24 protein-coding genes are annotated in these 25581 nt (G+C 62.7%); 5 read left to right on the top strand and 19 right to left on the bottom strand.

Translation table 11 applies throughout. The features are described 5' to 3' along the window. Window positions 1-161: 161 nt before the first annotated feature. The 9 genes from ccoS to AC6H34_RS27430 all read right to left on the bottom strand — a co-directional run bounded on the left by ccoS (window position 162) and on the right by AC6H34_RS27430 (window position 9015). A complete protein-coding gene (gene ccoS, locus AC6H34_RS27390; protein WP_448147901.1) occupies window positions 162-350 on the bottom strand; it encodes a cbb3-type cytochrome oxidase assembly protein CcoS in 189 nt (62 codons plus the stop codon). Next, a complete protein-coding gene (locus tag AC6H34_RS27395; protein WP_497540950.1) occupies window positions 347-2614 on the bottom strand; it encodes a cation-translocating P-type ATPase in 2268 nt (755 codons plus the stop codon). The genes ccoS and AC6H34_RS27395 overlap by 4 nt, the downstream gene beginning before the upstream one ends. Then, window positions 2611-3111 (bottom strand): FixH family protein, encoded by a 501-nt coding sequence (locus AC6H34_RS27400; protein WP_497540951.1) that lies wholly within the window; start codon window positions 3109-3111, stop codon window positions 2611-2613. Before AC6H34_RS27400 ends, AC6H34_RS27395 begins: the two co-directional genes overlap by 4 nt. Next, complete coding sequence (gene ccoG, locus AC6H34_RS27405; RefSeq protein WP_448147904.1) at window positions 3108-4664, bottom strand: cytochrome c oxidase accessory protein CcoG; 1557 nt, start codon at window positions 4662-4664, stop codon at window positions 3108-3110. Before ccoG ends, AC6H34_RS27400 begins: the two co-directional genes overlap by 4 nt. 106 nt (window positions 4665-4770) lie before the next feature. Beyond that, on the bottom strand, window positions 4771-5634 hold the full coding sequence (gene ccoP / locus AC6H34_RS27410) for a cytochrome-c oxidase, cbb3-type subunit III (RefSeq protein ID WP_448147905.1): 864 nt from the start codon (window positions 5632-5634) through the stop codon (window positions 4771-4773). After that, a complete protein-coding gene (locus tag AC6H34_RS27415) occupies window positions 5631-5792 on the bottom strand; it encodes a cbb3-type cytochrome c oxidase subunit 3 (RefSeq protein ID WP_448147906.1) in 162 nt (53 codons plus the stop codon). The genes ccoP and AC6H34_RS27415 overlap by 4 nt, the downstream gene beginning before the upstream one ends. A 9-nt stretch (window positions 5793-5801) precedes the next feature. Beyond that, window positions 5802-6533 (bottom strand): cytochrome-c oxidase, cbb3-type subunit II, encoded by a 732-nt coding sequence (gene ccoO, locus AC6H34_RS27420; protein WP_448147907.1) that lies wholly within the window; start codon window positions 6531-6533, stop codon window positions 5802-5804. Between the two features lie 8 nt (window positions 6534-6541). Beyond that, entirely contained in the window at window positions 6542-8155 is a 1614-nt protein-coding gene (ccoN, locus tag AC6H34_RS27425; protein ID WP_448147908.1) for a cytochrome-c oxidase, cbb3-type subunit I, read from the bottom strand. 131 nt (window positions 8156-8286) lie between these two features. Further along, window positions 8287-9015 carry a Crp/Fnr family transcriptional regulator gene (locus AC6H34_RS27430; protein ID WP_497540952.1) on the bottom strand — a complete coding sequence of 243 codons (729 nt, stop codon included), beginning with the start codon at window positions 9013-9015 and terminating at the stop codon, window positions 8287-8289. A 150-nt stretch (window positions 9016-9165) separates the two neighbouring features. Between AC6H34_RS27430 and hemN the strand changes: the two genes are divergently transcribed. Then, the gene (gene hemN / locus AC6H34_RS27435; protein WP_497540953.1) at window positions 9166-10518 is read left to right on the top strand and encodes an oxygen-independent coproporphyrinogen III oxidase; all 1353 of its coding nucleotides are present in this window, start codon (window positions 9166-9168) and stop codon (window positions 10516-10518) included. Window positions 10519-10649: 131 nt separating this feature from the next. Here the strand turns inward: hemN and AC6H34_RS27440 are convergent, their stop codons facing one another. The 7 genes from AC6H34_RS27440 to AC6H34_RS27470 form a co-directional block, all read right to left on the bottom strand. Next, the gene (locus AC6H34_RS27440) at window positions 10650-11801 is read right to left on the bottom strand and encodes a M24 family metallopeptidase (protein WP_448147911.1); all 1152 of its coding nucleotides are present in this window, start codon (window positions 11799-11801) and stop codon (window positions 10650-10652) included. Then, window positions 11801-12607, bottom strand: a complete 807-nt coding sequence (locus AC6H34_RS27445) for an ABC transporter permease (protein WP_448147912.1) — start codon at window positions 12605-12607, stop codon at window positions 11801-11803. The genes AC6H34_RS27440 and AC6H34_RS27445 overlap by 1 nt, the downstream gene beginning before the upstream one ends. After that, entirely contained in the window at window positions 12607-13446 is an 840-nt protein-coding gene (locus AC6H34_RS27450; RefSeq protein ID WP_497540954.1) for an ABC transporter permease, read from the bottom strand. Before AC6H34_RS27450 ends, AC6H34_RS27445 begins: the two co-directional genes overlap by 1 nt. Further along, window positions 13443-14498 (bottom strand): ABC transporter substrate-binding protein, encoded by a 1056-nt coding sequence (locus tag AC6H34_RS27455; protein ID WP_497540955.1) that lies wholly within the window; start codon window positions 14496-14498, stop codon window positions 13443-13445. Before AC6H34_RS27455 ends, AC6H34_RS27450 begins: the two co-directional genes overlap by 4 nt. After that, window positions 14488-15546, bottom strand: a complete 1059-nt coding sequence (locus AC6H34_RS27460) for an ABC transporter ATP-binding protein (RefSeq protein ID WP_448147915.1) — start codon at window positions 15544-15546, stop codon at window positions 14488-14490. The genes AC6H34_RS27455 and AC6H34_RS27460 overlap by 11 nt, the downstream gene beginning before the upstream one ends. A gap of 451 nt (window positions 15547-15997) precedes the next feature. Continuing rightward, a complete protein-coding gene (locus AC6H34_RS27465; protein WP_497540956.1) occupies window positions 15998-17350 on the bottom strand; it encodes a M24 family metallopeptidase in 1353 nt (450 codons plus the stop codon). Between the two features lie 211 nt (window positions 17351-17561). Next, window positions 17562-18674, bottom strand: a complete 1113-nt coding sequence (locus AC6H34_RS27470; RefSeq protein WP_497541285.1) for a polyamine ABC transporter substrate-binding protein — start codon at window positions 18672-18674, stop codon at window positions 17562-17564. Between the two features lie 169 nt (window positions 18675-18843). Here AC6H34_RS27470 and AC6H34_RS27475 point away from each other — a divergent pair, with 169 nt between their 5' ends. Continuing rightward, on the top strand, window positions 18844-19770 hold the full coding sequence (locus tag AC6H34_RS27475; RefSeq protein WP_497540957.1) for a LysR substrate-binding domain-containing protein: 927 nt from the start codon (window positions 18844-18846) through the stop codon (window positions 19768-19770). A 150-nt stretch (window positions 19771-19920) separates the two neighbouring features. Here AC6H34_RS27475 and AC6H34_RS27480 read toward each other — a convergent pair whose 3' ends face one another. The 3 genes from AC6H34_RS27480 to AC6H34_RS27490 are packed head-to-tail and all read right to left on the bottom strand — an operon-like array spanning window position 19921 to window position 23295. After that, entirely contained in the window at window positions 19921-20568 is a 648-nt protein-coding gene (locus tag AC6H34_RS27480; RefSeq protein WP_497540958.1) for a glutathione S-transferase family protein, read from the bottom strand. Window positions 20569-20600: 32 nt separating this feature from the next. Next, window positions 20601-22367, bottom strand: coding sequence for a PDR/VanB family oxidoreductase (locus tag AC6H34_RS27485; RefSeq protein ID WP_497540959.1), 1767 nt, complete (start codon window positions 22365-22367; stop codon window positions 20601-20603). Window positions 22368-22389: 22 nt separating this feature from the next. Continuing rightward, complete coding sequence (locus tag AC6H34_RS27490; RefSeq protein WP_497540960.1) at window positions 22390-23295, bottom strand: aromatic ring-hydroxylating dioxygenase subunit alpha; 906 nt, start codon at window positions 23293-23295, stop codon at window positions 22390-22392. A gap of 426 nt (window positions 23296-23721) precedes the next feature. Here AC6H34_RS27490 and AC6H34_RS27495 point away from each other — a divergent pair, with 426 nt between their 5' ends. From AC6H34_RS27495 to AC6H34_RS27505, 3 genes are all read left to right on the top strand, one after another. After that, the gene (locus tag AC6H34_RS27495) at window positions 23722-24405 is read left to right on the top strand and encodes a GntR family transcriptional regulator (RefSeq protein ID WP_497540961.1); all 684 of its coding nucleotides are present in this window, start codon (window positions 23722-23724) and stop codon (window positions 24403-24405) included. Between the two features lie 153 nt (window positions 24406-24558). Then, complete coding sequence (locus AC6H34_RS27500) at window positions 24559-25017, top strand: DUF2214 family protein (protein ID WP_448147921.1); 459 nt, start codon at window positions 24559-24561, stop codon at window positions 25015-25017. 166 nt (window positions 25018-25183) lie between these two features. Then, window positions 25184-25573, top strand: a complete 390-nt coding sequence (locus tag AC6H34_RS27505; protein WP_448147922.1) for a DUF3224 domain-containing protein — start codon at window positions 25184-25186, stop codon at window positions 25571-25573. The last annotated feature ends 8 nt before the right edge of the window (window positions 25574-25581 follow it).

Raw genomic sequence — 25581 nt, forward strand, 5'->3', positions numbered from 1 at the left:
TAATCCCGCGATCACCGTTGCGTAACTGTGAAGCCTTGCTGATCCGCGCCTGGCGCGTTCCATGCACCATAAGCGTCGCAATGTCCGTGCAGCCTGGAAAGCCGCCCTGCAGGCGACGTCGACCGGCCTGTGCCGTGGGGCGGCCCACTTGTTCATCGATGTCAGGGAGCTGGCTTGCGGAAGCCCTGTCGCCTTCGCTCGTCGTCGGAGACGGGTCCATCGACGAGGATCCGCTCTGCCGCCCCGTCGAGATCGTCATACTGCCCGCTTCGCAGCGCCCACAGGAATGCTCCCAGCCCAAGGCCTCCGAGCAGGAGGGCAATCGGAAGGAGATAGGCAAGGACGGTCATCGCGCGGTCTCCGTTCGCAGAGCCTTCGACCGCGGGCTGAAATCGGGAATGCTCGACCCGCCGCCGACGAGCCGCATCGCATTCGCGATCACCAGCAGGGAGGACAGGGACATCGCGACCGCCGCGATCAGCGGGCTGGCATGGCCGAGAATGGCAATCGGCACGGCAAGGACGTTGTAGCCGATTGCGAGCACGAAATTCTGCCGGATGAGCCGAGCGGCCAAGCCGGCCGTCTCGATGGCAATCGGTACGGCGGAAAGATCGGACCGCAGGAACACGAAGTCCGCCGCGTTGCGGCCTATGTCGGCGGCAGTGGCAGGCGCCATGGAAACATAGGCCGCCGCCAGCGCCGGAACATCGTTCAATCCATCGCCAACCATCAGCACCTTTTTGCCCGCGCGGGTAAACTCGGCGATACGTTCGGCCTTGCTGCCCGGCAGCAGGCCGCCCTCGAAGCGATCCACGCCCAGGGCTGAGGCGACGGTCTTCACTGCCTGCGGACGATCCCCGGACAGAATCTCCAGTTCCAGGCCTCGCGCGGAAAGTTCCCTCACCGCCCGGACGGCGCCCGGACGCAACTCGTCCTCGAAATCGAACGCGGCAAGAAACGCTCCATTGCGGCTCAGGACGACCTTCGTCGTTTCCGGCAGATCAACCCCGATCATGCGCCTGTCGAGCGCCCAATCAGGCCGGCCGAGGCGATAAAGATCGGTGCCGACGTTGCCTTCCATTCCATAGCCGGCCTGCTCCGTGACGATATCGAAGGGCGACGGTTGCCCACCTGTCCAAGCCACATCCGCGATCGCCCTTGATAGCGGATGCCGCGAATGTGTCGCCAGAGCGCCTGCGAGCACCATCGAGTCGGAGGTCATCTCATCTGATTTGACGAAGCGAGGCATTCCCGTGGTGAGCACGCCGGTCTTGTCGAAGGCGACGGTGTCGATTTCCGCGAGCCGCTCCATGGCCGAGCCGTCACGCACCATGATGCCGTTCTCGAACAGACGCCGTGCGGCCATGACCTGCACGATGGGGACCGCAAGGCCCAGTGCGCATGGACAGGTGATGATCAGCACGGCGATCGCCACGGTGATGGCGCGATGCCAGTCGCCCGAGACCACCATCCAGCCCAGAAAGGTGGCGAAGGCGGTGACATGGACGACGGGGGCATAGAGCGCCGACACCCGGTCTGCGAGGCGCCGGTAGCGCGCTCGGCCGCCTTCGGCCGCCTCCATCAGCCGCAGCATTTCAGCGAGGAAGGAATCTCTTTCGCCCGCCAGGGCCTCAACCGTCAGCGCACCGGTTAGGTTCAACGTACCGGCCCTCAGGACGGAGCCCTGCGTTGCCCGCTCCGGTTCGCTTTCGCCGGTCACGAGCGAGCAATCGAGATCGGAGGCTCCCGAAAGTACGCGAGCGTCGACCGGCACGCGGTCGCCGGCCGCGAGTGCCAGGTGCATGCCGGGCTCGATCTCGCCGATGGGTAGATAACCCCGGCTGCCGTCGAAGCGCAGCACGGTGGCGCCCCGCGGCGCGAGTCGTGCCAGGCCGGTAACGGCTGCACGCGCCTTCTCCCGCATCACGTAATCGAGCGTACGCCCGATCAGAAGGAAGAAGAGCAGCGAAACCGACGCGTCGAAATAGGCCTGTTCCGCGTGATGAATGGTCTCATAGAGGCTCATGGCGTAGGCGAGCGAGACGCCGATCGCGATGGGCACGTCCATGTTCATGCGGCCATGGCTCAAGGCGCCCCAGGCCGAGCGGAAGAAGATGCGTCCGGAAAAGGCGAGCGCGGGAATGGCGATCAGCGCCGACAGCCAATGAAAGAGATCGCGAGTGGCGGCATCCGCCCCCGACCAGACGGAGACGGAAAGCAGCATGATGTTGCTCGCGGCGAAGCCGGCGATCGCCACCGAGCGGACCAGTTCCACCAGGACCGCGTCCTTGCCACGCGCGTCGGGCTCGAAGAGATGCGCGTCGTAGCCGATCGCGGCCAGCGCCTCCACGAGCGGCGGCACAGCATCCTCGCGCCATTGCACGGCGACACGCCTGGCGGACAGGTTGACCCGGGCCTGCGCAACACCGGGGAGCCGCCCAAGCGTGGTCTCGATGGCCTGTATGCAGGCGGCGCAATGCATCCGCGGCACGGAAAGATCACTCTGGCGCAACCCGCCTCCCAACGGGCGGCTGGCCAGCAGGATTTCCTCGCCTGATGGCGGAGCAGGCTTCATTGCCGCATAGGTTTCGGGATCCAGCGCGCAACACGTCATTTTACCGATCCACCAGCAATCACCATTCGGGACGCCTCCTGATAGGGCTGCGCCAATCCGGCATCGGCATCGATCTCCACGATCCAAAGCCCGTCACGAACCCCATGGTCCAGGGAAAAAGCCCCGGGCCCCACCTGGCGCAGCACCATCGTTCTGTCTTGTGAATCATAGGCTGGATGTCGGAACTTCACGGTCACGCCGCGGAGAGCAACAGGCATTCCGGCCCCATCCGCAAGTTCGTAGCGGATGGCCCCGTCGGCAATGACCAGCTTGCTTTTCCAGCCCAGCGCCTCCTGCTCGCGCGATCGTTCGATCAGGCTGTTGAACCGCTGGCTGGTCACATAGGAATTTTCGACCACCAGCCCGGTCCAGCTCCGGCTTGCATAGACGGCAAGCGCGGTATTGACTGCAATGATGACGCCAAAGAAGGCAATGAACATGGCAAGCACATGCCAGCCGTTCAGCTGCCTGGGAGCGAGGGTGGACCGCTTCATCATCTCTTCTCCGGTGCGATGAAGGTTGCAGTGTAGTCTGCCGCTTCGGGACCGTTCTCCTCGCTGACATGGAGACGGAAGTCGGTTCCGCCGGGCCTGAGCTGCTCTGCCGGTTGCTTCACGTAGACCCTGAGTGTGTGAGGCCGGTCGGGCTCCACGGGAATCGAGAAGGAGGTGCCTTCCTTGCCATCCATGCCGACGACCGACATGGTTGCGCCGGGCAGGCTGCTGAGAGAAAGCGTGAAGGTTCGCTTTTCCGGCACCATGTTGAGCAGTTTGACGGTATAGCCGTTGCGGATCGCCCCATCGGACAGCAGCACATATTGCGGGTTGCGATCGTGCAGCACGCTGATTTCCAGCCGTTCTCGCGAGAGCAGGCCGTAGAGCATCGCAACTCCCACCAAAGCCCAGGCGCCGAAATAGATGAAGGTGCGCGGTCGGAAGATCTTCCGCAGATGGAAATGTGCGATGCGATCCGAAAGGCGGCCGTTCGGGCCATGCACCAGGGTCGGCTCGATGGCGTGAGTGCCGCCACCGGTGGCAAGCGCCATGTTTGCGTTGTAGTCCGATAGCGTGGCGTAGGAGATGAGCCCCCTCTCCCGGCCCGTCCTGTCCATCACGGCATCGCAGGCATCGATGCACAAAGCGCAGGTGATGCACTCCATCTGCTGGCCATCGCGGATATCGATGCCCATCGGGCATACCGCCACGCAGGCATTGCAATCGATGCAGTCTCCGACAGACAGGCCCTGCGCCGCCGCCTTCTTGGCGTGGCGCGAGCGAGGCTCGCCGCGCCAGTCATTGTAGGTCACGGTCAGCGAGCTTTCGTCCAGCATCGCGCCCTGGATGCGCGGCCACGGACACATATAGGTGCAGACCTGCTCGCGCATGAGGCCGCCGAGCGTATAGGTCGTGAAGGTGAGAATACCGACCGTGACATACGCGACAGCGGGCGCGGTGCCCCGCAACAGATCCGGCAGAAGGCTGGGCGCGTCGGTGAAATAGAACACCCAGGCGCCGCCCGTCGCCAGTGCGATCACCAGCCAGATCACATGCTTGGCCAGTCGTTTGCGCAGCTTTTCGAAGCTCAGCGGCGCCTCGTCGAGCTTTATGCGGGCGTTGCGGTCGCCCTCGATGGCGCGTTCGACCACGAGGAACAGATCGACCCAGACGGTCTGCGGGCAGGTATAGCCGCACCAGGCCCGCCCAACCGTCGATGTGATCAGGAAAAGACCGATGCCCGCCATCATCAGCAGGCCGGCGATGAAATAGAACTCCTGCGGCCAGATCTCGATGAAGAAGAAATAGAAGCGCCGATGCTCGAGATCGACCAGAACCGCCTGATCAGGTGCAAAGGGGCCGCGGTCCCAGCGCAACCATGGCGTGAGATAGTAAATGCCGAGCGTGATCGCCATGACGATCCATTTGAAGCGGCGGAATTGTCCGTTCGCTCGCTTCGGAAAGACCTTCTTGCGGGCGACATACAGCGGCTGCCTCAGCTTCGCAGAATTGACGGCCTCGACCTCGAGCCTCTCTGCCTCGTCCTGATCAAGCATCTCACTTCCCATGTCCGGAGATTGCGGCCGACAGTGCCCAACGCTCATGCAGGGCACCGCCCATCGGGTCGTTGATCCAGATCAACCGCCGGTTGCCGCCCTCATCCTACTCCCCGCCCCCCAGCGAATGGACGAAGACGGTTAGTTCCTTGACGGCGGTGTCGCCCAGCCTTGCGTGCCATGCCGGCATCACCCCTTTGCGGGGCGCGCGCACCTGCTGCGCGATGGCCGCCTCGCCCGAGCCGTAGAGCCAGATCGCATCGGCAAGGTTGGGCGCTCCCACATTGCGGCCGCCCTTGCCGCCCGGGCCGTGGCAGCTGACGCAGTTCTGGTCGAAGATCGCCTTTCCGGCTTCGACGAGGGACGGATTGCGCGGCGTGCCGGACAGACTCACCACATAGGCGGCCACCTGGTCGATCTGATCCGGCTTGAGCATGCTGCCGAAGGCCGGCATCTCGGAATAGCGGGTGCCGGGATCGCCCTCGGCCCGGATGCCATGCGAGATCGTCTGGTAGATGGCCTCGAGGCTGCCGCCCCACAGCCAGTCGTCATCATTGAGGTTGGGATAGCTGTTTCCTCCCGCGGCGCCCGAACCGTGGCACGGTGTACAATTCACCCGAAAGGAGGCGCTGCCAGCGGCAACCGCGAATTCGCGCAGATTGTCGTCGGCCGCGATCTGGTCGACGGTCTGCGCATTGATCGCATCGACGAATTTCTGCTGAGCGGCCCTGCCAGCGGCGATGGCTTCCTCGCCCTCCGCCCTGCTCGAATAGCCGAACACCCCTCCCGTGGCCTGATGCACCAGGGGCCAGGCCGGATAGAGGATGGTGTAGCCGATCGCGAAGACGATCGTCGCGTAGAATGTCCAGAGCCACCAGCGCGGCAAGGGATTGTTGAGTTCGCGGATGCCGTCCCAGGAATGGCCAGTGGTCTCGACACCGCTTACTTCGTCGATCTCACGATCGCTCATGGCTCGCCCTCCTGGAACGGAATCCTTGCTGCCTCGTCGGCCGAGCGGCGGCTACCGGGCAAAAACACGTAGATGACGGCGCCGAGGAAGAAGAGCGCCATGGCGAGCAAGCCCCAGCTATCCGCGAATTCGCGCAACAGGGAATATTCGAATTCCATCGCAGCCTCCTACCGATAGCCCGCGACTTTGTCGTATTTCGAGAAGTCGACCAGCGTGCCTAGCATCTGCAGGTAGGCCACCAGCGCATCCATCTCGGTGACACGCTGCGGGTCTCCGTCGAGGTCTCCCACAACCGCTTTCGGATAACGCTTCACGACGCCGGATGTATCGGCGTTGGGGTCGGCCTGGGCCATGAGATCGGCCTTGGCATTGGCTATATCCTCGTCTGTATAGGGCACGCCGACATTCGCATTGGCCTTGAGGTGGTTGGCGATGTCGCGGATCGAGAGAGCGTTCTCCTTGAGGAAGCCGTAGCTCGGCATGACGGATTCCGGCACCACCGAGCGTGGATCGGTCAGATGCTGGACATGCCATTCGTTCGAGTAACGGCCGCCCACGCGAGCGAGGTCAGGCCCGGTGCGCTTGGACCCCCATTGGAAGGGATGATCGTACATGGACTCGGCCGCGAGGCTGTAGTGGCCATAGCGCTCGACCTCGTCGCGGAACGGACGGATCATCTGGCTGTGGCAGAGATAGCAGCCCTCGCGCACATAGATGTCGCGCCCGGCGAGCTCGAGCGGACTGTAGGGGCGCATGCCCTCCACCTTTTCGATCGTGTTCTGCAGATAGAACAGCGGCGCGATCTCCACCAGGCCACCGATGGTGACCACGAGCAGCGAGAAGACCAGCAGCAGCGTCGCATTGCGCTCAATGATGGCGTGTCTGTCGATAAGAGCCATGTCGATTCCTACTCGGCGGGCTGAAGGACGGGTGCGGCGCTGCCCATCGGCTTTTCCTCGCGCTGATAGCCGCGGATGGTCATGGCCACGTTCCAGGCCATGAGCAGCGCCCCCACGAGATACATGCCGCCACCGAGCGTGCGCAGGATGTAGTAGGGATGCATGGCCGCCACCGTTTCGGCGAAGGAATAGACGAGGAAGCCCTGCTCGTCGTATTCGCGCCACATCAAGCCTTGCATGATGCCCGAGACCCACATGGACGCCGCGTAGATGACGATGCCCAGGGTGGCGAGCCAGAAGTGCCAGTTGACCAGGCGAAGGGAGTAGAGCCGCTCGCGGTTCCACAGCTTCGGCACCAGGAAATAGATGGTCCCGAAGGTGATCATGCCGACCCAGCCCAGCGCGCCGGAATGAACGTGGCCGATGGTCCAGTCGGTATAGTGCGAGAGCGAATTGACCTCGCGTATCGACATCACCGGTCCTTCGAACGTGGACATGCCGTAGAAGGCCAGCGCCATCACCATCAGGCGGATGATGGGATCGGTCCTGAGCTTGTCCCAGGCGCCCGACAGGGTCATCAGGCCGTTGATCATGCCTCCCCAGGACGGCATCCACAGCATGATCGAGAAGACCATGCCCAGCGTCTGAGCCCAGTCGGGCAGCGCCGTGTAGTGGAGGTGATGCGGGCCGGCCCAGATGTAGAGGAAGATCAGGGCCCAGAAGTGTATGATGGACAGCCTGTATGAATAGACGGGCCGGTCAGCCTGCTTGGGCACGAAGTAGTACATCATGCCGAGGAAGCCCGCGGTCAGGAAAAAGCCGACCGCATTATGCCCATACCACCATTGTGTCAGGGCATCCTGCACGCCCGAGAAGGCCGAATAGCTCTTCGTCGACAGCAGCGAGACCGGCATCGACAGGTTGTTGACGACGTGCAGCATCGCGATGGTGACGATGAAGGAAAGGTAGAACCAGTTGGCGACGTAGATGTGAGGTTCCTTGCGCCTGATGATGGTGCCGAGGAACACCACCAGGTAGGCAACCCACACGATGGTCAGCCAAAGGTCGACATACCATTCCGGCTCGGCGTATTCGCGCCCCTCGGTGATGCCGAGAAGGTATCCGGTCGCCGCCATGATGATGAAGAGCTGATAGCCCCAGAAGACGAACCAGGCCAGGTTGCCGCCGAACAGGCGAGCGCGGCAGGTACGCTGGACGACATAGAAGGACGATGCGATCAGCGCGTTGCCGCCGAAGGCGAAGATGACGCCCGAGGTGTGCACCGGGCGCAGACGCCCGAAATTGAGATAGGGCTGTATGTCGAGATCTGGAAAGGCGAGCTGCAGCGCGATCACGACACCGGCCAGCATGCCGACCACTCCCCAGATGACGGACGCGACCACGCCATAGCGAATCGGTCCGTCGAAATAGCCGGAGAGATCCTCCGCCACGGCCGTCCGCGAGAAGTCGATGTTGCGCATCAGCAGGATCTCTCCCACCATGAGAGTGGCGAAGAGTACCCACATGTGCGCCCGGAAAAGATCGTCCGGCGAGAAAGCCGCCGCGACCAGGGCGCCGAAGGCCGCCAGCCCCACCAGAACGATCTCTATTTCGAATTTCATGCCGCTGTCCCCGTCCGCCCCACGAAAAAGGAACATGGGCGCTCGGATCATTTTGGCGGGGTGGAATGCAAATTCCCTGATCTGGATCAGGTAAAGAGCATCCAGGGCGGCCGCCCTGGAAGTGGAACCGTTCAGCGCCCCGCCTGCGCTTCCAGGCGAGGCAGATCGTCCACGATAATGTGCCTGCTGTTCTCGATCCGGATGGCTCCCTCCGATTTCAAGCGCGTGAGTTGCCGGCTCACCGTCTCGTTCGTCAGGCCGAGGAAGTCGGCGATGTCGCAACGTGTCAGCGGCAGCTCGAAACGGAGCTCGCCCGCGTGCTCACCGCCGGACCGGTTCATGTTGCGGGTGATGAGCAGCAGGAAACTCGCCACTTTCTCCAGGGCCGTCCTGCGGCCCAAAGTCACCATCCAGTCCCGCGCCTGGTCGAGTTCCTTCAAGGCCTGGCTGAGGAAACGCCGGCCCACATCCGGCAAATCCTGCGCGAGCCTTTCAACCACGCTTCGGGGGAAGGAGCAGATGAGGATCTCGGTCGCGGCATCGGCACTCAGTGAACTTTCGGCAGCAAGCGGTTGGCCGACGAAATCGGGCGCGAACTGGAGACCGACGATCTGCTGGCGCCCGTCCGAAAGCGTCTTCGTCAGCCGGACGACGCCGTAGAGCACCGTGGAAATGGTATGCGAAACCTGCCTTTCCCCGATCAGCTCAGTGCCGGCATCGATGATCCGCCGATGGGACTGCTTGGAAAGGGCGGTGAGCTGGGACGGGTTGAGCGCCCCGCAAATACCCTCCACCCGGACCTTGCACCCTTGGCAGAAGAGTGGAATTTCCGACTGAGCAACTTTCTGATGTATCGTCATTGCAACCCCAGCCCGGCAATCACGGGGCACCTCGCCCTATCGTGGTAACTAGGACGGTCTTATTGCGGCTGTTGGAAGAACCCTTGATCCTGATCAAGGCTCCCTGCTTCCCCGCTGGTAAATCGCGCATGGATATCGAAAGGAGCTTCCATGCACGGGAACCTGGTCCGCCGATATGCAGCCGCGGTGCCGCGCTATACCAGCTATCCAACGGCGCCGAATTTTCATGCGGGCGTGGGCAACGAGAGCTACCGGCAATGGCTTCGCGCGATCGAGCCGGATGCGGCTTTGTCCCTCTACGTCCACATCCCCTTCTGTGATCGCCTATGCTGGTTCTGCGCCTGCAATACGCGCCAGACCCGAAAATACGCCCCTGTCACGCGATATCTCGAAGCGCTGTTCATGGAAATTGCCAGCGTGGGAGAGACGATCAGCAGCGCTGTTGGAGTCCGGGCACTGCACCTGGGTGGCGGTTCGCCGACGCTCCTGACGCCGCAGGACATTCAACGCCTCGGCGATCGCCTGCGCGAGAGCTTCCGACTGCTTCCCGATGCCGAGATCAGCGTCGAGATGGATCCGAACGACATGGATGACGCCCGCTTCGATGCGCTCTCCGCCATCGGCATGACGCGCGCCAGTCTCGGCATCCAGGATTTCGATCCGAAGGTGCAGGAAGCCATCAACCGCGAACAGAGTTTCGAACAGACGAGGGGCGTGGTGGATGGAGCCCGCAGGCGCGGCGTCGGTTCGATCAACTTCGACCTGCTGTACGGCCTGCCTCACCAGACCCGCGAGAGTCTCGCCGCAACCGTGTCGAAGTCGCTGTCGCTGGAGCCCGATCGCATCGCCCTGTTCGGCTATGCCCACGTCCCCTGGTTCCGCAAGCATCAGACCATGATCGACGAGGCGTGGCTGCCCGGCCCCGCCGAACGCTTCAGCCAGCGGGCCCATGCCGACGAAGTGATACGGGCGGCGGGATATGAAGCCATCGGCATCGATCACTACGCCAAGCCTGCGGACAGTCTTGCTGCCGCGCAGCGCGAGGGGAGCTTGCGGCGCAATTTTCAGGGCTACACGACCGACACGGCTGAAACGCTTGTAGGGCTCGGCGCTTCCTCGATCGGCGCCTTCCGCCAAGGCTATGTACAGAACGCGACCTCGACCCCGGAATATCAGCGCCTCGTCCATGAAAACGGCCTCGCGGCAGTGCGGGGCATCGAGTTCTCGCAGGAGGACAGGCTACGCGCCTGGGTCATCGAACGGCTGATGTGCGACTTCTCCTTTTCCATCTCCGAAATGTTCGATCGCTTCGGGAACCTGGCCCATGTGATCGTCGAGGAGGCCGAAAGACTTGCATCCGATGGCCAGGACGGGCAGCAGTTCCGGAAGGAAGGAGACCGCTTCGTCATTGCGGAGCACGCAAGGCCCTTCGCCCGAACCCTCGCCGCCACCTTCGATGCCTATTTTGGCGAGGGAAAGGCCCGCCATTCCGCGGCGATCTGAGGTCCCGGGACGATACCGACCCTCTCGGTAACACAGCCCTGCCCGGACCGAAGAAAAGGAAGTCACCGGCACCCCACAGTTTCCCGGGAGGCCACCGGAGACGCAGCCGCGCCGGCCCCTCGGCGTGGTTCTCAGGCGACCACCGTCAACCCCGTCGGACGCGTCGACAATCGCTCTGCACCGCTCTCCGTACAGAGGATGGTATCGCCAAGTTTCAAGCCCCATCCCTCGTCGCCAAAGGCGAGGTTGGGCTCCATGGTGAAACTCATGTTCGGCGCGAAACGATGTGGGTCGCCACCATCCAGGATCATCGCCTCGAGCCAGGTCGGGGGATAGGCGAGACCAAGGCTGTAGCCGATGCGATGTGCCCTTCGTCGGGCCAGGTCGTGACGCACAAGCACCGCATCGCATGCAACGTCAGGCGCTCCGACCGGCCGGCCGGGCTGCACTGCCCCGATCGCGGCGGCAAAGGCCTCCGACAAGGCCTCGGCTGCCGCATGAACCCGCGGCGGCGGTTCGCCGAGCACGGCGGTTCGCATGGTTACGGCGTGATAACGATGATAGCAGCCGGCAACCTCGATCATCACGAGATCGCCCTGCGCCAACGGCACACGATTCGCCATGGCGTGAACCATGCTGGTCCGGCGTCCGAAGACCACCAGCGGCGGGATCGCCGGATACTCGCTGCCCATGCGGCCGAGTTCGAGCTGGACGAGGCCCGTGAGTTCCGTCTCGGTCAGGCCGGGCCGCAGTGCCTCCAGTGCCGCCTGCATGGCGCGGTCCGCCATCTGCGCGGCCTTGCGCTGGCAGTCCACCTCCTCCGGGGTCTTGATCAGCCGGATTTCGGCGACCAGTGTCGTGGCATCGATGAAGCGTCCCTGGGGCAGCGCTTCCCGCAGAGCGAGGTATTGCGCCGGGCTGATCCAGGTCGACTGCATCTCTATCCCGATTCTGGCCCCCGACAGACCGGCGCCCTGGAGCACATCCGCGACCGCCGCCGTGGGGGCTTCCCTCGCTATGTCGTAGTATCGCGCCCGCGCCACAGCGGAGAGCTCTTCGACCGCGCTTTCCTCGATATGACGAATGACAAAAACCGGCTCCGGCAAGCGCGGCGACAGGATGAGGCCCTGATACCAGAGATAGCCGATCGCATCGTATCCACAGAGATAGTTGACGTTATCAGGTGCGGTGGTGACGAGGACATCGAGGCCCGCCTCTTCCATGCGGGCAAGCACGGCCTCGACGCGACGGCGATAGGTCGAGCGGGGAAAGGCAGTCTGCATCAGGAATCTCCTTGGGAATTGCCTCGCACCGTCGGCACGCGCACACGGGCGGCAAGGACGAGGATGACGGTGAGTGCGATCATCAGGACGCTGAGCGCGGCTATGGCCGGATCGATGTTGAAGCGAAGCCCCTCCCACACGCGCTTGGGCAGCGTGGCTATGTCCGGACCGGAGATGAGCAGGGCCACCACCGTTTCCTCCCAGGAGACAGCAAATGCCGTGGTGAAGCCGACGAGAATCGCCATGCGCAGGTTTGGCGCCGCAACTGACCAGCCCGTGCGCCATACCCCCGCCCCCAGGCTCTGCGCCGCGCGGGCCAGCGCCGGATCAAGCCGCGCCGTCCCGACACCGACAGCCACGACGGCATAGGGCGCAGCCAAAATCGTATGAGCGAAGACCAACCCCGCATAACTGGCCACGAGCCCGAGGCGCGCTTCCGCCACGTAGAGCACCACGCCGGAGACGATCTGCGGCGCCAGAAGCGGCAAGGTGGTCAACCCCAGCAGGACCGCTCTCCAGCACGTGGGCCTCAGCCACAGTCCGATCACCAGCGTCGCGGCCAGTCCCGTCGCGAACAATGCCGACGTGGCTCCGACGACCAGGCTCGTGGCTATGGCGTCGAGCCACATTCCGCCGCCCAGCACCTCGCCGTAGTGGCGCAGCGACCAGTTTCCGGAAGGAAACGAAAGGTACCGTTCCGGCGTGAAGGAGACCGGGAGAACCACGAGGATTGGCGCGATCAGGAAGACCAGCGCGACCATGGCGGCGGCTACCGTGATCCGGCGGGGCGAGAGGCCGGCAAGCATCAGAGCCTCCTCATCAGCCGCCGTCCTCCGGCGAACCCGCCATAGAGGAGACCTACCGCCACCATGAGAAGCACGGTGGCTGCCGTTCCCTTGGACCAATCCGCCAACTGGAAGATCTGGATGTAGATGTATTCCGCCATGAGCATCACACGCCCACCGCCCAGGATTGCAGGGGTCACGAAGAAACCGAGCGAGAAGACGAAAACTATCGCAGCGGCGGCGGTCACGCCGGGAAGCGCCAGAGGCAGAAGGACGCTCCAGAACCGCTGGCCCTGCCCCGCACCAAGGCTCTGCGCGGCCAGCAACAGACGTGGATCGACCTCCCGCATGGCCGCGAGGATGGGAAAGACCGCATAGGGGATCATGTAGTGAACCATGCCGATCACAACGGCGAATTCATTGCGGACAAGAAGGAGCGGTTCGCCCGCAAGGCCGATGGCGACGACGGCGCTGTTCACAGGCCCCTCCCGACCCAGCAGCACGAGCCATGCAAAAGCACGCACCAGCACCGAGATCCAGAAAGGCACCAGAATCGCGACTTCGACGAAAAGCCGCACGCGGGGCGCAGCGAATGCCCATACATAAGCGAGGAGCGCGCCGACAATGATGCTGATCGCCGTCGTCAACATTGCAATGCGCAGCGTGCGGCTGAGCACGACGCCAAAGGTCGGGTCGCCGAACAAGGCCCGGTAGGCATCGAACGAAAGTCCGCCTTGGCCCCGCAAGCTCCACGTTGCGAGGCCTATGAACGGCAGGAGATAGGCAAGGGTGACAAAGACCGGCAGGGGCAGCACCAGCCCCAGTACGGCCATGCGATCCCGCTGCTTCGCCTCGATCATCCGAACAACGCCAGCCAGCGCTCGAGGGCGGAACCGTAATTGTCGGCGTACCAGGCGTTGTTCTTGACGATCTGCCGGGCCAGATTGGCTGGGTCCGAGGGATTTTGGCCACGCAAAGCCTCGGATATGTGCGCATTTGCTGCAGGATTGGTCGGACCGTAGTTGTAGAGTTCCATGATCCGCGCCTGGACCACTGGATCCTGGGTCACGGCGAGTGCGCGCCGTGCAGCCTCGATGCCGGCGGGGTTCCCGCGCGGCACTGCCCATACCCCATAGTCCAGAATGCCCTGGTCGAAGGTGAAATCGATGGCGCCGCCGGTATCTGCCTTGAGAAGGATGGCGCGGGAGTGCCACACATGCGCGATGGAGACCTCCCCCTCGCGCAGGAGTTGCTGGCTTTCCGCCCCCGATCCCCAATTGGCCAGGATGTGAGGCTTCAGCTCCTCGAACTTGCGCAGGGCTCTGTCGACGTCGAGGGGATAGAGCTGGTCCGGCGGCACGCCATCGGCCAGAAGGGCACATTCGAGATTGGCGCTCATCCATTTGTAGAAGGACCGCTTGCCCGGATACTTCTTGACGTTCCAGACATCTGCCCAACTGCGCGGCGGATCATTGCCGAAGCGCTTCGCGTCATAGGCGATGACGTAGCTGAAGGTGGAGTAAGGTACGGCATGAGGGTCGGACATTCCGGCGGGTGCGGCCGCGGCGGGAACCAGATCGCCAATCTTTTCCAGGAGGCCCTGGCGCCCGAGCCTGATGGCCGAGTAGGCTTCCACATCCGCTAGGTCCCAGACCGGCGTGCCGCTTTCGACTTGCGTCTTGACTGTTCCTTCGAGCGGGCCGCTGCCATCGATACGCAGGGAGAGACCTGTCGCCGCATTCATGGGCTGTGCATATGCAGCCTCGTACGCCGCTATGGCGTCACCGCCCCAATTGGCCATGATCAGTTCGCCCTGCTTTGCCCGAGCCGGCCGTCCCAGCCCCGCCGCAAGTCCCAATGCGCCCAACCCGACCAGTGTGTCGCGGCGTGTCACGCCTGTTTTAGTGCCCATGCTTCGATCCCCTCTTGTCTTGGGCCTGACCATCATCTGCGATGATCCACGCCGCTTCGTCCTGCCAATCGATCTGGAGGCACTCACCCGGCAGGGGAGAAAGCGCCGACCTTTCCGCCTCGGACAACCTGGCCATCCAGCTGCGCCCTGCCTCGTCGCGCAGAGTGACGCGCCAGCTGTCTCCCGCAAACACCATGTCCACGAGCGCTCCCGCCCACCGCCCCTTGCGGGCACGGCCGAGCGAAAGATCCTCCGGTCGCAACAGGAGAGAGCCGCCGCCGGCATTCGCCCCTGCGGCGACCGGTGGAAACAAGTTCGCCTCTCCCACGAATTCGGCCACGAAGCGCGAGATCGGGCGGCGGTAAAGCTCCTGCGGCGTTCCGGTCTGAACGAGCTGCCCTGCGCGAAAGACCGCAATCCGGTCGGAGAGAGTCATCGCCTCCTCCTGATCGTGGGTCACGAGGATGAAGGTTCTGCCCGCGTCGCGATGAAGCGACCGCAGTTCCGCCTGGAGCCGCCTGCGAAGGTCCCGGTCCAGCGCCGAAAGCGGCTCGTCAAGCAGCAGAACTGGCGGATCGAAGACCAGCGCCCGCGCCATTGCCACTCGCTGCTGCTGCCCGCCCGAAAGTTCTGCCGGGCGCCGTTCCGCCAGTGCGCCGAGTCCCATGCGTTCGAGCATCCGCGCCGCCTGCGTCCGGCGTTCGGTGCGCGACGTCCCGCGGACCCAGAGCGGATAGGCCACGTTGTCGAGCGCGCTGAGATGCGGGAAGAGTGCGTAGCCCTGGAACACCACCCCGAAGCCGCGCGCCGTGGCGGGCGTTGCGGTGATGTCGCCCTCTTCTTGGAGGACAACCCCACGCGAGGGCGTTACGAAGCCTGCGATGACATTCAGCGTCGTGGTCTTTCCCGACCCCGAAGGCCCCAGAAAGGAGAGGAACTCGCCATTGCTCACGTCGAGGCTGACACCGGCGAGAGCGCGTGCCGCCCCATAGCGGACCTCGATGTCCCGAAGCGACAGGATGGGAAGAGATCTTGATGATTCACTCATGCCAAAAGGAAGGTTCTTTAGGGGTATGATCTATGTCATTTGAAAAATACTCGACGATCAAGCGATCCTTTTGCCAGTTAAATTGAGATATTCTCAACATATGGCATCTAGACGCTGCCTGACCTTGTCCCCTGGCCGGGCAGTTCATGCTGCCTCGAGAACGCAGGCCATCGCAGGAGCCGCGCCGCCGACGGTAAGGGTAATGGCCCGTTGGTGGAAAGATGGATGCTAACGCGGACCCGACCGAGGGCTCCGCGCCGCCGGTGCGACCCTCGTGATGCGCGGGATGCGGTGTTTCGATAGTAAGGGAGTTGGCAAGCGTGACGTGCTTTTAGCGCATCATTGCCGGACTGGCCGGCGATCGCCGCTGTTCGCGGGACCTTAGCTCCTATGTACGCATTCGTTGTGCGCGGCGCACGATGTCTCGGTCCGGAGACGCGAGGCAGGCAGCTCAGATTTCGATGATTTGAAGTTCCTGCGGAATCTTGGACAGTACTTCAGTGCCTTCTCGGTGAAATATGACCGTATCGATGCATCCGGCACCGCCGACAAAGCTCTCAAAGTTGGTGACCAGTCCATCCTGGACGACTTTATCGCGTTCGTCACCATCCACATTCCAATTGAACTCGCCCACCCAATCGGGTGGGAAGGCTATGCCGAGCTGATAGCCGCCGAGCCAGTCTCGGAAGTCCCACACGCCGCACTCCTTGTAGTACTCCCTCAGTCTGGCATTCACCTCCCCGAACGTCACGCCAGGCCTGGCGACGTCCTTGAGAACAGTGATGGCGAATGCCGCAACCATGCTGGCTTTCACGAACTCGGCCGGAGGGGCCCCGAGATAGAACTGGCGAGCAGTATTGGCGTGGTAACGGTGCTTGACCCCGCATGGATCGACAAGCAGCGGGCCAGGTCCGATCGTGCGCGTGCTCGAGAAAGCATGACAGTAGTTGCGCGTGCGTGAGACAGCATTGTGCAGTCCAGTGGTCTCGCCACCTTGTTGAGCCATGGCCCATTCCAGCTCGGCCCAGACCTGGATCTCGGTCATGTCGGGATGCAGCTTCTTCGTCAAATGCCGATAGGCGGAGTCGAGAATTTGCGAGGCCTCCCGGATGACCTCGATTTCCTCCTTCGACTTGATGAGTTGGAGGTGTCTCACCAGGGCGGAGACGTCCACGACCCTCCGTGCCCTGCCTTCTATCTGAAACACGAGATTTTCGGTGGTCGCCGCGTTCTGTCGAGGTGACCACTTTTCGATCCCCACGGTGTCGCCTGTCGACATCCACCCCATGGCCACAAGCTCATCCAGTACGAATTTGTGTATATCCTCCAGAGTTGGATCTTCGGAACTTGGAGATCTGTAGTCTTGGACGATCGAAGTGGATCTGAACAACTTCTCGTGGTCCATCGTATCAAACGCAACCATCCTGTCATCGTCGACGCGTACTGCCGTGAAATTCACAGGCGGCCACAGCGTGCTGGAGCCGGTGCGGTACCATCTGGCCTGGTAACCATGCAGCCAGCACTGCGACTCCGGCGAAGAGAGCAGAACCACCTTGATATCCCGGGCGCTCATCGCACCGTGCAAGGCACCCAGGCGCGATTTATACTCGCCCTCGCTGAAGACTTTGGGTCGCGTGACCACGGCCTCGTCTCGCTTGAGCTGGGCATGCAGCCTTTCAAGTTCCGCGCTCGTTACGATGTAATTCTTATCCACTTCGTTACCCAACTTTCGTGCCTGACGATCAGATATTGAAATCGAGATCTGTTCCTCGGTTTTGTGAGATCGCAGTGGCGGCGGCTTCATTGGACTCCGCCTGAGCGGCGGCGAATGGATTCGCCGCACCGGCGGCGCAGCTCGCGGCCTCCGCGGGTAAGTGAAAGGCCCCCATCGGCCACTCGCCGGGTCATGCACTTCAATCATTGCCGGCAGGCACAGAATTCGAAGCTTCGACAGCGGCTCCCGCGCCCACCGTGCGCGTTCTCGCCAGGATTGCCCGTCCAAGATCAATCCCGGCTCACTCGCCTGTCTTGATTCTGGTCCAGGCACGTGCCCACATTTTTTTGATTTTTGCGTCCGGCGCCGTCGTGGTGAAGAGTCGAGCCATCGTCCCCTCGTCGGGGTAAATCGCCGTGTCCTTCAGTATTCCCGGGTCGACCAGCTTTTGAGCGGCCAAATTGCCGTTTGCATAGGAGATGTAATTGGTATTCCTTGCCGCAACATCAGGACGCATCATGTAATTGATGAACGCGTGAGCTTCATCGGGATGCGGAGCGTCTCGCGGAATGGACCAGCCATCGACCCAGATCAGGGATCCCTCGCGCGGAATGACATAGTTGATCTCGACCAGCGGCTTGTCGGGAGCTTTGGAGTGAGCTTCGCTTGCGCGACTTCGTGCCTGGATCACGTCCCCGCTCCATCCAACGACTAGACATATATCGCCGCTGGCCAGGGCGCTGATATAGGCGGAGGAGTCGAATTTCTTGATGTACTTTCGTATCTTGGCAAGAACTTCTGCAGCATCGGCAATATCGGACGTGTTCTTCGAGTCGGGATCGCGGCCTAAATACTTCAATGTTACCGCAAGCAGATCGTCCGGAGAATCGACGAAGTAGACGCCACAATCGGCGAATTTTGCAATGTTCTCGGGCTGGAAGACCAAGCTCCAACTATCCATGGGAACTGAACCCATGCGTTCCCTGGCCTTTTCGACGTTGTAGCCAATGCCCGTGGTGCCCCACATGTAGTTCACGGCGTATTTGTTGCCGGGATCGTAGAAGGCCAGTCGATCGAATATCTTATCCCAGCCATATATCAGGTTTGGTATTTTCGACTTGTCCAATTGCTGGAACACGCCGGCTGCGATTTCTCGTCTCAGATTAGGGCCGGTGGGGTCGACGATGTCGTATCCCGAGCGGCCGGCATAAAGCTTGGTTTCGAGAATCTCATCGGAGTCCATGGTATCGTAGACGACTTTGATCCCTGTATCCTTCGTGAAGGACTCCAATACTGAGGGATCGATGTAGTCCCTCCAGCCGTAGACGTTGACGAGCTTCTCCTGGGCTGACGCTGGGTTCGTAAGGGTCGACGTTACGATCGTCAGGGCCGCCGCCATGACAACCTGCTTCACTACTTGCATTGCGAGTACCCTTGTGAACGCGCGGGCATGTCTCCAAGCGCCGCGTGACGGTGGAATGCAGTTTCGTTGGTGGACATTTTCGATGTAAATTTAGTATTTATCTAGAATCAACGGATATTTTTGCGATATAAGTAGAGATAAATTCAACTAATGAGGCCACATGATGGATCGTTCATCGACGTCACGACCCCGGCGAGAGCACGCCAGACGCCTGCCGAACCTTGGGGCACTGGCCGTGTTCGAGGCGGCGGCACGGCTAGGCGGGTTGGCGCGGGCCGCCGACGAACTTTCGGTCACGACGAGCGCGGTCTCCCATCAGGTTCGGGCGCTTGAGGAGCAGATCGGCGTCACGCTCTTCGATCGAACGAGCCGCCCCCTCCAATTGACGGCGGCCGGACGACTTCTTCTGCCGGCATTGCGGCAGGCTTTCGACGGGATAGCGGACAGGCTGACGGCCCTGGGGGCGGGCCCGATGCGCGGAGAATTGCGCGTCGCCTGCGCACCTCTGCTGCTTTCCAAGCGAGTGCTCCCGCTCCTGGCCGAATACCTGGATCAGAATCGAGAGCTGAGCGTATCCATTGTCAGCCAGATGCCTCCGCCGGAGGGTATCGACCTGATGATCGCCTTCGGCGAAGTGGACGTCCCAGGCGAACGCAGACCGCTCATGACCGATGTGCCGCTGCGCTTCTTTCCGGTGTGCAGCCCAAGGCGTCTCAATCTGTCGCCGCCGATCCGAACGCCGAGCGATATTCTCGGCCATCCGCTGATCCACTACGATGACGGGTCGGACTGGCGCAGATTGATTGCAACCGCCGGCCTGACAAGCGACGCCGAGCCGCCCTTCGTCAGAGTCCCCCATCCGCTCCTCGCCTTTGAATTGGCGGCGTTGGGCTGCGGATTCGCGATCGCCGACGCGATGACCGCCGCCGATGAGCTCTCGAGCGGCGAACTCGTGCGCGTCTCAGACGTGGAGATGGAGGCGCCGGCGCAATACATGATGATCCTTCCGACGGACGAGCCGCGCCGTCGGCGCGTCCGTGACCTCGAACGCTTCTTGCATGAACGCCTGAATACGGGCTTGGCATGACCGAACGGCTTTCATCCTGCCACTCGCCGGGAAGCCTCGATTGGGATCTCCCTCCCTGCTGCCGGGATCATACTCATACTCGGGGGCAGCCCCTCTGCCCTGCCCCACCCGGATTGTGGCGGCATCACACGCCGACGGGCCTTTCGATCGTCACGCCGCCTTCGCCGGACCGGCGGGAAACACGCCGGACATGGTCGAGAAGCCCTCGATGCGCTTGACGCGGTCCAACCAGCGCCGGATCGCAGGGTAGTCCTGGCGGGCGATGCCGCCCTCTTCCGACAGGATCACATAAGGGAAGCAGGCGATATCGGCGATGGTCGGTCGTGGCGCGCTGCAGATCCAGTCACGCCCCTCCTGCTCGCCGAACCATAAATGCTCGTCGAGGATGCGGAACAGCCGATGAGCGCCCGTTCGTGCGGCCTCCACGTCGAGTTCGTAGAACAGGCCGTCATGAAGACGGGCTGCGGAGGAAGTGGCGGTGATGCCATCGGCGAAGGCGAGCCATTGGCTGATCTCGCCGAGCAGGGCGGGATTTTCGCAAGGATACCAGCCTTGGGTCCTGTCATACTTCGAGGCGAGGTAGACCAGGATGGCCTGCGCATCGCGCAGCACCACACCGTCGTCCTCGATCACCGGGAGCTGGCCGAGCGGATTGAGCCGGAGAAACCATTCCGACTTGTGTTCCCGACCGGGATAGAAGTCGATCGGTATCGTCTCATAGGCAATGCCCAGCACCCCCATCAGCAGGCGGAGCTTGTAGCAATTGCCCGACAGTTCGTAGTCGTAGAGCTTGATCACGGCCAAAGTCCCAGCGGGTTTTACGTTTGGGTTCAGATGTCGAGGATGAGGCGGGCCGATTTGGCACGCGACACGCATGTCATGATCTTCATGCCCGAAGCCTTTTCGGCCTCGGTCAGATAGACGTCCTGGTGATCCGGTTCGCCTTCGATGACAGCGGCGACGCAGGTGCCGCAGGCGCCCTGCTCGCAGGACGAAGGCATGTCGATGCCGGCCTCGCGCATCACGTCGAGAATTGTGCGGCCCGCAGGCACCTTCAGCGTGATGTTGGAGCGCGCGAGGGCAACCTCGAAGCTCGAGCTGTCGTCGATCTCGCGGGAGTTCTTGAAATACTCGAAATGAACCGCCTGCTCCTGCCAGCCAAGTTCCGCCGCGATGGTCCGAGCCGCCTCCAGCATCGGCCCCGGGCCGCAGAGGTAGAGATGCATGCCCGGCCGGTAACCGGCCAGGATTTCCCGCAGCCTGGCCGCCGTCGCCTCGGGGGTCAGGCCCAGTTCCGGCACGAGCGTGTCCTTCAAGCGATCAAGGCGTTCACGAAAGGCGAGTTGGCCCGCATCCTGAGCGAAATAGTGGAAGGCATGCGGCAGGCCCTGATGATGCAGCACCTGCGCCATCGCAAGCAACGGCGTGACGCCGATGCCGCCGGCCACGAACAATGTGCGGACGGCATCGCGCCGCAACGGAAAATTGTTGCGTGGCTCGGAGATCGCCAGCACGTCGCCTTCGCGCACGGCCTCATGCATGCAGGCCGAGCCCCCTCTCGACTCCCGCTCCCGCTTCACGCCGATCATGAAGCTGTCGCTCTCCCCCGGACCGTTGATGATCGAATATTGGCGGATCAGGCCGCTGGGCATGTGCACATCGATGTGGGCTCCGGGCTGGAAGGTCGGCAGCAGCCCCTTCACCGCTCGAAGCTCGAAGCCCGCAATGCCGTTGGCCGCCTGCCATCTGCGGGCCACCTGAACGCGAATTGCGGCCTTTCGGCCGCGGGTCGCGAGTTCGGGCATTTCGGCCAGTTCGGGCGAGACGCGTTCGATCGCCGCGTCGAGCGGGGCAGATGCAGGGAGGGTGGCCGCCTCTCGCTCGAGTTCATCGCGCAGCCTCGTCAGCAGGCCGTTGTGATGGCGCAGGACTGCGAGGCGCCTCCCCTCTTCCAGCCGGCCGCCGAGCAGGCCCCGGATGACGGACCGGTCGGAATCGACCGGCTGAACGAAGAAGATGGCAGTGGTCTGCGCGTCCCCGTCGCCTGCCCGCAGCACCACCTGAAAATCCCCGGCGGTCTCGATCACGACGCCGGCAGCGTCGCCCTCGATCCTGCCGCTCGGCTGAAAGCGATAGGATCTCAGCGCGCTCGCCACCAGATCGGCCGGAGCATTCACCGGAATGCCGCGCAGTACGAGCAGATCATCCTCGGCAAGGCCCTCAATTTCGGGCGTCGCGCCGAGTGGCTCTTCGGCCGACCACACCAGGCCATATCGCTCGATCGAGGGGAAAGTGCGGTTGGTGATGGTGCGGGCCGGCGCATCCGCCGGATGGGCCGGGATGTAGGTACAGCCGGCGGTACGGTTGGAGTAGCGCCAGCCGTGATACTGGCATTTCAGTTCCCGCCCGTCGTTGATGCCGATGGACAGGCGCACGCCACGATGCAGGCAGCGGTTCTCCCAGACATTGATATACCCGTCATCGGCGCGCCAGACCGCGAATTCGCGGCCGAGCAGTTGTCCGTGGAACACGTGGCGAAACGGCAGATCCTGAGACGCGGCAATGGGATGCCAACGGGTCTTGGCGGTGTCGAACATGATTGGCTCCGGGATTCGTCTGTCAGGTCGCGGCCGGAATGACCCCATAGGTCACTCCCTTCTGGCTCAACCAGCGCCGATAGGCGATCGCCGACTTGTCGGCACGGATAGGCGTTTCGGCGCGCGGGTCGAGCGGCAGGCGCTTGGGAAACTGGTTCTCCAAAATAGGCTTGTCCTGGCCGAAGATCGTCTGCTGGAAGCGTTTGATTGCCTTGTCTTCGTTCACCTCGTCGAGAAGGCACAGCAACATGTGTGCCCGGACGCGCTCCTGGCCGACCGGCTGAAGGAAGACGGCAATGACGTCCCGCCTCGCATCGTCCACCGGGCTCGACTTGTAGAGCACGGCGCAGAAAGGGTGAGGCACACGATAGACGTAGTCCACATCGGCTCCGCCGTCCGATGTCGCCGCCGCCATAGGCTGGAAGAAACGACAACGTGTAGCGAGGATCTCGTCGCGCTCCATCGAGATCTCCACGTCGTATTCCTTCACCTCGGTATGCGGCTCGGCACCAAGTATATCAGTGTGCACATATGGAAAATGACCCATGTCGAGGAAATTCTCGATGGCGCGCGGCGCCGAGACGTGCACACCGATGCTGGCAGCATTCATCCGACGACGGTCCGCCTCGCGGTATTCCGGGATATCGAAAATATCGACCGTAGGCGTGCCGAGCGACGCCCATATGTAGCCATAGGCTTCGCGCGAGGGCAGCGCCTGCCCCAGCGCCCCGGTACCGATTGGGCGGCCGTCGCGCAACTCGGCGGGAGAACGCCGGACCGCGGGTGTTCCATCGGCCATGACGGCGAGGCTGAGGCGTATCCCCAGCAGAACGGTCTCGACGACGGTTCCGACCGGCACCTCGGCGACAGCGGCCAAGGGATGCCATTGGTTCAGGATAACGGGATCCTTGCAGCTGTCTTCAGGCATGAACGCACTCCCCCGACGTTGATGCAGCTCCCGGCGCATGCAGGCGCCGCGCACGCGCAGGGCCGATAATGGCAGGATCGCCTCGGTTCGCCCAGGGATGATCCGGCGATGCAAGGGGTGCCGGTCTGCCGGCGACAGCACAGGCTTGCAGAAACTTCGTGCAGGTCCTGCTTCGCCTGCGGTCTTCGCCGCAGGAAAGGGTCGCTTCGCGCATGTCCCCTCCTTCGCTGGCTCTTCTGAACGAACCCAGCTTAGTTGGATATTGGAAACAACAAGATTGGATATCAATCCTTATTCATTGTAAAGTGTTTATCATTTTTCTGTATGGTAAGTGTGCGTTCTCTGATAGCCACTTCGGCTAGGCCTTATGCTGGCGACCGTTTAGCGGCCGCAGGCTCCTTCATCAGCCGGCCAGGGAAGCACCGCATGAGCAGCCGCTCGCAGGAGATCGCAGAGGTTCTGACGAGGGCTATCCTCGATCATCGTCTCATACCCGGCTGCAAGCTGGGCGAGCGGGAACTTTCGGAGATCTTCGACGTCAGCCGGATCGTGGTTCGCCAAGCCTTGATCCGGCTTGCCGATGACGGCCTCGCCCAGATCGAACGCAATCGGGGCGCTTTCGTTGCCAAGCCGGGCATGCAGGAGGCGATGGAGCTCTACGACGCCCTCACCCTGGTCGAACAGGGTATCGCCGCACAGTTGAGCGAGCGGCTGGGCCCGTCAGGCTGGGCTGAGCTGCGCCAGCATGTGGAGCGCCAACGTCAGGCGCACGCCTCCGGCAACCATGCCCTCGCCGATGAATTGGGCCAGGAATTCCACACGATGCTGGTGCGGCTGAGCCGCAACAGGATCATGCAGGAGATCCATGCCCAGCTCGTGCGCCGCACCGTGCTGCTGCGTTCGCTGATCGCCGCCGATTTCGACTATTGCAGCCTGCACGACGACCATTCGAGACTGATCGAGCTGCTGGAGCGTCGTCGCCTCAAGCAGGCCCTGGATCTCATCGACAGTCATCATCGCGCCGTTGCCAGGGGCTACATCATGGATCGGCAGGTCTTTCCCGAACTCACTCCCGCCGAGGCGCTGGCTCCCTATCTCGCTCCCCGATGACGTCGGCCGATCGCGAAGCATCCCTGCGCAAAACAAGTCGGCGGCCGTATATCCTGCCTCAGGATTGCCGCGTCGGGGTGCATGATGTGCCTTCCTGAAGGCTGCAGGCAAGGTTAACCTGGCCATAGGCCGATCATCCGGCGGATCGCATCGATGCTCGATCTCTATCTGGCCTTTGCTCATCACCTCCTGGCTTTCTCGCTGCTGGGGTTTCTCGTCGCCGAACTGGCACTGCTCCGCGTACCCGTGGGTGAGCGGGCGCTGGCGACGCTCGGGCGCGCGGACATCGGCTTCGGCGTCGTAGCGGCCCTGATGGTCGTGGTCGGTTTCTGCCGGGCGATCTACGCCGAGAAGGGTTGGCTCTACTATTCCCACAACATGGCGTTCTGGACCAAGATCGGCGTCTTCGTGCTCATCGGCCTCATTTCCATCGTCCCGACGAGACGCTTCATCGTCTGGCGCCGGCGTCAGAGGAAGGACGCCAGCCAGGTGCCGGACCCTTTCGAGATCCGTGCCACGCGCCACATCATCATCGTCGAGCTGCTGTTGTTTGCCCTGCTCCCCCTCCTCGCCGCCGCGATGGCGCGCGGCTATTGGGAACTGGCGGGCTAGGCTTTCGCGCGACCGGGCCGGACCGAAAATCGGTGTGGCGCCGTCCTCACCTCCCCGGCTGCACGAACCGAACATTGGACGCGCCGCCTCCACGGGTTGCCTAACGGGGCGGCAGGTTCGATAACGGCCTGCTCGTCCGGCCGCAAGCGACAGAGGAAGAAGCGTCATGAGCAGCAGAATTCGGGGAACATTCGAGGTGACGATCACGCCGCAGACCGGGGCGGAGGCTCCCGTCGGCCGCCTATCGCTCGCCAAGCGCTACCATGGCCCCCTTGCGGCAAGCAGTACGGGCGAAATGCTGGCCGTTCACGGCGGCGTGCAGGGATCGGCCGGTTATGTCGCCATGGAAAAGGTCACGGGCACTCTCGAAGGGCGCCAGGGTGCCTTCGCCCTGCAGCACAGCGGCAGCATGGATCGGGGCGCACAGTCGCTCTTCATCGCCGTGGTGCCGGACTCGGGTACCGACGCTCTCGCCGGCCTCAAGGGAACTCTGGCGATCGAAATCACCGATGGCCAGCATTTCTACGTCTTCGATTATACTCTTCCAGAAAGCTGATATCGGAG

It is taken from the genome of Labrys sp. ALF-8 (genome assembly GCF_059699065.1).